This is a genomic window from Streptomyces sp. NPDC004561 (assembly GCF_053602155.1).
In genome coordinates, this window is the sequence record NZ_JBSGDB010000491.1 from 1 (window position 1) to 6,328 (window position 6,328).

7 protein-coding genes are annotated in these 6,328 nt (G+C 72.4%); 2 read left to right on the plus strand and 5 right to left on the minus strand.

Features of this window, described 5'->3' with window-relative positions:
• Positions 1–1,662 (minus strand): DEAD/DEAH box helicase (locus tag ACWEN3_RS38720; RefSeq protein WP_452981107.1); only part of this gene is annotated, 1,662 nt, incomplete at its 3' end.
• A 494-nt stretch (positions 1,663–2,156) separates the two neighbouring features.
• Between ACWEN3_RS38720 and ACWEN3_RS38725 the strand changes: the two genes are divergently transcribed.
• The gene (locus tag ACWEN3_RS38725; RefSeq protein WP_452981109.1) at positions 2,157–2,912 is read left to right on the plus strand and encodes a ferritin-like fold-containing protein; all 756 of its coding nucleotides are present in this window, start codon (positions 2,157–2,159) and stop codon (positions 2,910–2,912) included.
• Positions 2,913–2,999: 87 nt separating this feature from the next.
• On the opposite strand, the gene ACWEN3_RS38730 is transcribed toward ACWEN3_RS38725, so the two are convergent.
• From ACWEN3_RS38730 to ACWEN3_RS38745, 4 genes are all read right to left on the minus strand, one after another.
• On the minus strand, positions 3,000–3,269 hold the full coding sequence (locus ACWEN3_RS38730; protein ID WP_452981112.1) for a hypothetical protein: 270 nt from the start codon (positions 3,267–3,269) through the stop codon (positions 3,000–3,002).
• Between the two features lie 171 nt (positions 3,270–3,440).
• The gene (locus tag ACWEN3_RS38735) at positions 3,441–3,668 is read right to left on the minus strand and encodes a DUF3107 domain-containing protein (protein WP_452981115.1); all 228 of its coding nucleotides are present in this window, start codon (positions 3,666–3,668) and stop codon (positions 3,441–3,443) included.
• A gap of 154 nt (positions 3,669–3,822) precedes the next feature.
• Positions 3,823–4,464, minus strand: a complete 642-nt coding sequence (locus tag ACWEN3_RS38740) for a TetR/AcrR family transcriptional regulator (RefSeq protein WP_452981119.1) — start codon at positions 4,462–4,464, stop codon at positions 3,823–3,825.
• 156 nt (positions 4,465–4,620) lie between these two features.
• Positions 4,621–4,845 carry a hypothetical protein gene (locus tag ACWEN3_RS38745; protein WP_452981122.1) on the minus strand — a complete coding sequence of 75 codons (225 nt, stop codon included), beginning with the start codon at positions 4,843–4,845 and terminating at the stop codon, positions 4,621–4,623.
• 196 nt (positions 4,846–5,041) lie between these two features.
• Between ACWEN3_RS38745 and ACWEN3_RS38750 the strand changes: the two genes are divergently transcribed.
• Complete coding sequence (locus ACWEN3_RS38750; protein WP_452981125.1) at positions 5,042–6,058, plus strand: alpha/beta fold hydrolase; 1,017 nt, start codon at positions 5,042–5,044, stop codon at positions 6,056–6,058.
• Positions 6,059–6,328 lie beyond the last annotated feature (270 nt).

Consider the following 6,328-nt stretch of genomic DNA (forward strand, 5'->3'; position numbering starts at 1 on the left):
CATCACCACTCCACCGGTCCGTCCTGGCCGACGCTCCGGTACGGGGCGGACGGCGGAATCGCAAGGGTGGCAAGGCCGGTCGGATTCGAACCGACCGATCCGCGCTGCGGACTTGCGGGTACGGCGGCGACGCGGCTGCTCCGGAGTGACCGCGGCCTGCTCCTCCACCGTGTCCACCGCCTCGACGGCGGCCTCGGGGGTCGCGGACACCGCGGCGGCCGTCACGGTCTCCCCCGACGCTCCGCCGCGCGTACGGCGACGACGGCGCGGGGTACGGGTACCGGTCGGCTCCTCCACACCGGTGGACTCGCCCGCCGGGGCCGGCGCGGCCGGGGCGGAGGCGCCCAGCGGGGTGCCACCGCGCGTGCGGCGGCGACTGCGCGGGGCGCGGGCTGGACGCTCGCGGTCGGCGCCGGACTCGGCACGGTCGCCCCGGCCACCACGGCCGCGGCCACGGGCACCACGTCCGCCGGTCTCGCCCAGGTCCTCCAGCTCCTCCGCGTCCAGACCGGCACGCGTCCGCTCGGAGCGCGGCAGTATGCCCTTGGTGCCGGCGGGGATGCCGAGGTCGGAGAACAGGTGCGGGGACGTCGAGTACGTCTCCACCGGGTCGTTGAAGTTCAGCTCCAGCGCCTTGTTGATCAGCTGCCAGCGCGGGATGTCGTCCCAGTCGACGAACGTGATCGCCGTACCCTTCGCGCCCGCGCGGCCCGTACGGCCGATGCGGTGCAGGTAGGTCTTCTCGTCCTCGGGGGACTGGTAGTTGATGACGTGGGTCACGCCCTCGACGTCGATGCCGCGGGCGGCGACGTCGGTGCAGACCAGGACGTCGACCTTGCCGTTGCGGAACGCGCGCAGCGCCTGCTCGCGGGCGCCCTGGCCGAGGTCGCCGTGGACCGCGCCGGAGGCGAACCCGCGGCGCTGCAGCTGCTCGGCGATGTCGGCGGCCGTGCGCTTGGTACGGCAGAAGATCATCGCCAGCCCGCGGCCATCGGCCTGCAGGATCCGGGCGACCATCTCCGGCTTGTCCATGGAGTGACCGCGGTACACGAACTGCTTGATGTTCGCGACCGTCGCGCCCTCGTCGTCCGGCGCGGTGGCGCGGATGTGGGTGGGGCGGGACATGTAGCGGCGCGCGAGGCCGATGACCGCGCCCGGCATCGTCGCCGAGAACAGCATGGTCTGGCGCTTGACCGGCAGCATGTCGATGATCTTCTCGACGTCGGGCAGGAAGCCCAGGTCGAGCATCTCGTCGGCCTCGTCGAGGACCAGGCACTTGACGTGCTTGAGGTTCAGCTTCTTCTGGCCCGCGAGGTCCAGCAGGCGGCCCGGGGTGCCGACGACCACGTCGACGCCCTTCTTCAGGGCCTCGACCTGGGGCTCGTAGGCCCGGCCGCCGTAGATCGCCATCACGCGCACGTTGCGGACCTTGCCGGCCGTCAGGAGGTCGTTGGTGACCTGCGTGCACAGCTCGCGCGTGGGGACGACGACGAGCGCCTGCGGGGCGTCGGTGAGGGCTTCGGGGAGGGCGCGTCCGGCCTCGACGTCGGCGGGGACGGTCACGCGCTCGAGGAGCGGGAGGCCGAAGCCCAGCGTCTTGCCGGTGCCGGTCTTGGCCTGGCCGATGACGTCCGTGCCGGAAAGGGCGACGGGGAGCGTCATCTCCTGGATGGGGAAGGGGTTGATGATGCCGACGGCCTCCAGGGCCTCGGCGGTCTCGGGGAGGATCCCAAGGTCTCGAAACGTCGTAGTCAGGGTGCTGCCTCTTCTGTGTGGCGCGGTGCGAGGCGAGCGCGGGGGTCGTGGCTGACCGTGCCGGGACGTCGGCTGCCGTACGGGCGAACCACTCGGGCAAGCCGTATGACACGGGACCTCTGCCGACGCTCTAGCGCTCGTACCGCTGAGGGTGTCCCTCCGGTCGTCGTACGTACTGCGCCGTACGGCCAGGGAGGGCTGTCGGGTCGGAGCCGATCGGGCCACCGACCGGGCATCCTCATGCGTGCAGCCTGTCGGGACACGTCGAACACCGTCGACGCACTCAGCAGGCGCATTACCACCATACCCCGGAATCGCGCACATGCGATGGCCGATTTCGTCACGTAGTCGTGGTCACAGTGATCGGCCAGGGGCTTGAGTGGCGCGCCGAGCGGGCTATTGTGCGCCTCATGACTAGCTCTGACAAGCCTGAGAACGCGTCCGCCGCCGCTTCCGGACCGACCGGTGTCGCCGCCCAGGACTGGGCGCGGGCCGCCGTCGAGCCGCAGTACCGCGCCGCGGTCGTGGACCTGCTCGGTGCGCTCGCGTACGGGGAGCTCGCCGCGTTCGAGCGGCTCGCGGAGGACGCCAAGCTGGCGCCGACCCTCTCGGACAAGGCGGAGCTGGCGAAGATGGCGTCGGCCGAGTTCCACCACTTCGAGCGGCTGCGGGACCGGCTGACCGAGATCGGCGAGGAGCCGACGGCCGCCATGGACCCGTTCGTCGCCGCGCTCGACGGCTTCCACCGCCAGACCGCGCCCTCGGACTGGCTGGAGGGCCTGGTCAAGGCGTACGTCGGCGACTCGATCGCGAGCGACTTCTACCGGGAGGTCGCGGCCCGGCTCGACGCCGACACGCGTGAGCTGGTTCTCGCCGTTCTCGACGACACCGGGCACGCCGGGTTCGCGGTGGAGAAGGTGCGCGCCGCCATCGACGCCGACCCGCGGGTCGGGGGCCGGCTGGCGCTGTGGGCGCGGCGGCTGATGGGCGAGGCGCTGTCGCAGTCCCAGCGGGTGGTCGCCGACCGGGACGCGCTGTCGACGATGCTCGTGGGCGGGGTGGCCGACGGGTTCGATCTCGCCGAGGTCGGCAGGATGTTCTCGCGGATCACGGAGGCGCACACCAAGCGGATGGCCGCGCTGGGCCTCGCGGCCTAGTCGCGTCGTCGGTCGCGGGGGTGCGCGGCGGCGAGGGTGTTGTGGTCGCTCGCGCGGCTCCCCGCGCCCCCTTCGGGACCCTGTTCGCTACGCCGTCGCTGATCGTCGGCGCAGGCGGGCGGAGGGGCGCAGGAGGAGCGACAGGGACGCCGCCGCGATGACGGCGGCGCCGAGGAGGCTCAGGAAGGTGCTGCCGAGGCCCAGGGCGCTGTGGGTGACGAAGTCCCCGAAGAGCGCTCCGGCCACGCCGGTCGAGTACACCAGGGGGCGGGCCGGCAGACGGTGCCCCAGGCGGCGGGTGGCCGCCCACGCGAGAACGAGACCGAGCACAACGGATCCGAGTACTTCCAGGATCATCTCGAGGTCCCTCCCACGGCCGGTCTGCCCTGACGGTCGTAGCCCGTCATACCCCTGACCTGCGGAGCGCAATCCTCCGCTGTGGAGGAGTTGTGCTCCATCTGTGGGCATGCCCAGCGCGCGGAAGGGCCCGGCGGCACTCGGCCGCCGGGCCCTTCCCGTGACGTCGTCCTACAGCGCGCCGAAGCCCACCTTGCGCACGGTCGGCTCGCCGATCTCCACGTACGCCAGGCGGTCCGTCGGGACCAGGATCCTGCGGCCCTTCTCGTCCTGGAGGCTCAGCAGCTGCGTCTTGCCGGACAGCGCGTCGGACACGAGACGCTCCACCTCCTCGACGCTCAGACCGCTCTCCAGCACGATCTCGCGGGGTGCGTACTGCACGCCGATCTTGACCTCCACGGCTATGTCCCTCCGACGGTCACTGATGTGCGCGATCTTCCGCGCCGTACGCTGCACACATTAGCCCGGTGAGGGGACGTACACGCTGTGGGCCGGAACGCCACGAGCGAACAGCGCCCGGGAGCGTACGGCCCTCAGTGCTGCTCAGTGCTGCTCAGTGCTGCTCGGTGCCGTGCAGCGGGAAACCGGCGATGCCGCGCCACGCGAGCGAGGTCAGCAGCTGCACCGCCTGGTCGCGCGGGACGCTGCGGTCGCTGTGCAGCCAGGACCGGGCGACCACCTGCGCGAGGCCGCCGAGGCCGGAGGCGAGCAGCATCGACTCCGCGCGGGAGAGACCGGTGTCCTCGGCGATGACGTCGCAGATCGCCTCGGCGCAGTCGTTCGTGACCTTGTCGACGCGCTCGCGCACCGCGGGCTCGTTCGTCAGGTCCGACTCGAAGACCAGGCGGAAGGCGCCGCCGTCGTCCTCGACGTACGCGAAGTAGGCGTCCATGGTCGCCCGGACGCGCTGCTTGTTGTCGGTCGTCGACGCCAGCGCGTTGCGCACGGCCTGGATGAGTGACTCGCAGTGCTGGTCCAGCAGCGCGAGGTAGAGATCGAGCTTGCCGGGAAAGTGCTGGTAGAGCACCGGCTTGCTCACGCCGGCCCGCTCGGCGATGTCGTCCATCGCCGCAGCGTGGTAGCCCTGCGCGACGAAAACCTCCTGGGCCGCGCCCAGGAGCTGGTTCCGCCGGGCTCGGCGTGGCAGACGAGTGCCACGCGGGCGTGCCGCCTCAGTTTGCTCGATGGCTGTCACGCCGCCTCCCAAAGTCGTCCACATGCGGTGTCGGCCGCGCGGCCATCGTACTTTTCGGTAACCGTGGTGTGCGCGGTGCGAGCGCAGAATTTCACGTACCGGACGGCGACGAAAGCCGCGGAGCGAACCCCGCGCGACCACAGGAGTCCCGCGGGGTCAGCGGTAGTCGTCCTCGTCGAGCGAGACCACGCGCGCCTGTTCGACCAGATCGGCCTCGTTCGCCCGGTCCGGATCCACGTCCGTCAGGGGGTCGTCATGCTCCGGGCTGAGTTCGGTGTGCTGCTCGGCGGCGTCCACCTCGGGCGCCTCGACGTCGAACTCGGGGGCCGTGTCGGCGTCCTCGTCGTCGAGCGCGTCGGGCTCGGTGGGGTCATAGGCCATGGTGGGCTCCCTTCCTACGAACGTCCCTGGACAGCAGGGGCCACACGCGGGTGCCCTGTGTAAGAGCCTAGGAGACACCCGATTCGGACGCCATGCCGTGGGCGCCCGTATGTTGACGGGTTGTCCCCACCACGGGGTCGCATTCTGTGACGGCGAACACACCGGTCACGGTGTGATCACCTCGTAACATTGCCGCATGTCTTGGACCGAGTCGCCTTCCGTTTCGGCCGCCAGTGTGCTTCCCAGGGTGGCGCCCGTCCGGGTCGGCGAGGGTGAGCGGCTGCGGTCGGTGGGCCTGCCCGGCGTCACCCTGTCGATCCGCTCCCGTCCGCCCGCGCGCGAGGGCCTGCCGTCCGCGCTGTACGTCCACGGGCTCGGCGGCTCCTCGCAGAACTGGTCGTCCCTGATGGCCGAGCTGGACGACGTCGTCGGCAGCGAGGCGGTCGACCTGCCGGGCTTCGGCGACTCCCCGCCCCCGGACGACGGCGACTACTCCGTCACTGGGCACGCGCGCGCGGTGATCCGCTATCTCGACGCGGCCGGCCGCGGCCCGGTCCACCTCTTCGGCAACTCGCTCGGCGGTGCCGTCACCACGCGCGTGGCCGCCGTACGCCCCGATCTGGTGCGCACGCTGACGCTGATCTCGCCCGCCCTGCCGGAGCTGCGGATCCAGCGCACGGCGGTGCCGACCGGACTGCTCGGGGTGCCCGGTGTCGCCGCCCTCTTCACCCGCCTCACCCGGGAGTGGACGGCCGAGCAGCGGGTGCACGGGGTCATGGCGCTCTGCTACGGCGACCCCGGCCGGGTGACGGCCGAGGCGTTCGGGCACGCCGTCGAGGAGCTGGAGCGGAGGCTGCAGCTGCCGTACTTCTGGGACGCGATGGCCCGCTCCGCGCGCGGCATCGTCAACGCCTACACGCTGGGCGGACAGCACGGGCTGTGGCGCCAGGCCGAGCGCGTGCTCGCCCCGACCCTGCTCGTCTACGGCGGCCGGGACCAGCTGGTCGGCTACCGCATGGCCCGCAAGGCCGCCCGCTCCTTCCGCGACTCCCGCCTGCTGACCATGCCGGACGCCGGGCACGTCGCGATGATGGAGTACCCGGAGGTGGTGGCCGGGGCGTTCCGTGAACTGGTGGCGCAGGCGGGGGACACGGACGCAGGCGGCCATGGGGCCGCCGGGAGCGACGTCGCCGCCACGGACGCGGGGAGCTGAAGGACAGCGTGGGACGCCACAGCCGCCGCGGACCGTCCGCCAAGGACGACACCGCGGACATACCCGCGAGGCGAGCGGACGGCCGGGAACCGGCCTCCGGCGGTGACCGGCCCGCACCGGGCGCCGTCCCGGGCCCGCCGGGCGCTTCGGCCGCCTCGGGGGCGCCCCCACAGGCGCGGGGGCGGGCCCCCCCGGCCGCCGGGCGGCCGGGCGCGGCGCCGGCCCCCCCCCCCCGCCGGCGCCCCCCGACCCGGTGGACGTGGTGCACCG

What these genes read in the sequence shown, in the direction of transcription:
- ACWEN3_RS38730 (WP_452981112.1), bottom strand. Translation starts at nt 3,269, where the DNA reads ATGATCCTGGAAGTACTCGGATCCGTTGTGCTCGGTCTCGTTCTCGCG.
- ACWEN3_RS38745 (WP_452981122.1), bottom strand. Translation starts at nt 4,845, where the DNA reads ATGGCCTATGACCCCACCGAGCCCGACGCGCTCGACGACGAGGACGCC.
- ACWEN3_RS38750 (WP_452981125.1), top strand. Translation starts at nt 5,042, where the DNA reads ATGTCTTGGACCGAGTCGCCTTCCGTTTCGGCCGCCAGTGTGCTTCCC.